This window comes from Acinetobacter sp. ANC 4636 (assembly GCF_054454555.1).
Genome location: NZ_JBTKVD010000038.1, coordinates 1 through 1965, shown reverse-complemented (window position 1 = coordinate 1965; position 1965 = coordinate 1). Strand labels below are relative to the sequence as shown.

Annotated in this window: 2 protein-coding genes; both read right to left on the bottom strand. The window is 28.3% G+C overall.

What is annotated here, in order from left to right; all coding sequences use genetic code 11:
- Nucleotides 1-146: 146 nt before the first annotated feature.
- On the bottom strand, nt 147-707 hold the full coding sequence (locus ACX1N5_RS15655) for a hypothetical protein (protein ID WP_458803557.1): 561 nt from the start codon (nt 705-707) through the stop codon (nt 147-149).
- Between the two features lie 96 nt (nt 708-803).
- Complete coding sequence (locus tag ACX1N5_RS15650; protein ID WP_458803555.1) at nt 804-1631, bottom strand: hypothetical protein; 828 nt, start codon at nt 1629-1631, stop codon at nt 804-806.
- Nucleotides 1632-1965: the final 334 nt, after the last annotated feature.

The following is a 1965-nucleotide window of genomic DNA, read 5'->3' as shown; positions in this document are numbered from 1 at the left end:
ATTTCACGCAAAGACTTTACACCAGCCCGATAATCAAGCTCGATTTTTTCCCAATCAATTACTTTCTTTTCTGACATGATCACTAAACCTCATTTGGGCTTAATGATCATGGATTCATGGCACGGCGGTCATGCCTTAGAGGGGTATTATGATAACTCTAGTTTTTGAGCTACTTTTTTAAAATCTGATGTTGAACTTAGATTTAAATATATTTTTTTGATTTCTTTAAAATCATCTTTAAGAACATTTGTGGTATTTTGACACAACTCCTCATATGATTTAACTTCTTGATTATTATTAATATTTTTTTGAACCACCATCTTTTCTTTTAAGTGCACAGAATAAATCTGCAACTTAGAATCAATAGATTTATAAAAATTATAGAAAGAAATAATATTTAAAATTTCTTCAGCTTTTAAACCAACAATAGTTTTTTGAATCTGCTGATTATTAAAAAGTGTTAAATCCATTGCTAAGACACAAGGGTTTCTAAACCATCCCTCTTTTTCACTTCCACATGCAATATTAACTAAATCTTCAAGGTGCTTATTTAATATATATATCTCATAATAAACTAGAGTCTTTAGTTTTTTACCATCTTGAAAATTGTTATAAATTTTATAAACCCATGCAACTGTTAAAACAAATCCACCAGAAAAAAGTGATGCTATTATTGATTTAATATCAAGTAGTGGCAATAAATTCATACATAATCCCAAAATTACTATGTCTATTAAATATTATATATTTAATATTAAATTAAAAACCAATAAAATACAAAAAAATACCTATATTTAAATTTTTTATCCTAAACTTATTAATTCATTGAATTTAAAATTTAGGTATGATTGAGCACACTTAATAAACATAGACTTTGCTTCATTTAAACTCATTTTAGGGCCGTTATTTTGTTTTAGTGAATCTTGTTTAAATCCATGGCGAGAATCAATTCCGATTACTGCAAAATTATTAGCAGGATTTGTAAATTTGGCCTTATCCTGATTGGTATAATTTTTTCTCCAAGATTTATCATGGTACTTTTCTATAGTTTCTAATGTTTCCATAATCTTATAAAGACTAACCCAAGTTAGCGGTTCTGAAAAATATTTAAGTATTAAATATAAGCCAACATTATTTTGTGCTAAATATAATGAGCTATTAAATACATTAGTTTTTGCATTTTCCTTATATTCTTTCCTCTCTGTAAAATTTAGGTTTTGCAAAAGATTAGAGCCAAGACTTTGGTATAGATCAGGTGATATAGAAATATCATATCCAAAACTATATTTAGGATAATTGACAGATGGATCATCATTTTTTATCATTTTTTCTATAAAAATCTGTTTCTGATAATTTTCATCATAAAAAATAGTAATTAACCCCCTAAGTAGACTTGTAAGTTCTAACCCAATAATCCATGCGTAGTTACTATCAGTAATATTATTACAATGAAAAGTATTAAACCGATGATCCTCTGAATATCCATCACTTATCAGATCAGGCTCTGTATAGATATGTATATCTTTTAACCCCATCCCCCCAATATTATGTGAGTTTAAAATCTGTATTTGTGGCAAATAATATACATATTCATTTCTAATTGGGTATCGCATAAAAAAGTGCTGACTCATAATAATATTTTCTATTTTATATACTTTTAAGATATTATCACAATAATGAAAATTTATAAGAAATTATCATAATAACTCACCCTATGTTCCCTTACTTACCAACCTCTCAACCTTCCGTGATAACTTCCGAACTTGCACAATCACTTTCACACTACAGTATGGTCATGTGGTGTCCCATTTCTATATTGGATATTGAAAAGTGCGCGAATTAAGATTTTCCACAATTGCAGAGATCAATTGCCTTAACTGATAGGCTTTTATAATATGCATACACACTTTTTTGTTGATGCCTTTAATGCCAGATCTTCAGCTCAGCCTTAGCGAATACCTATCG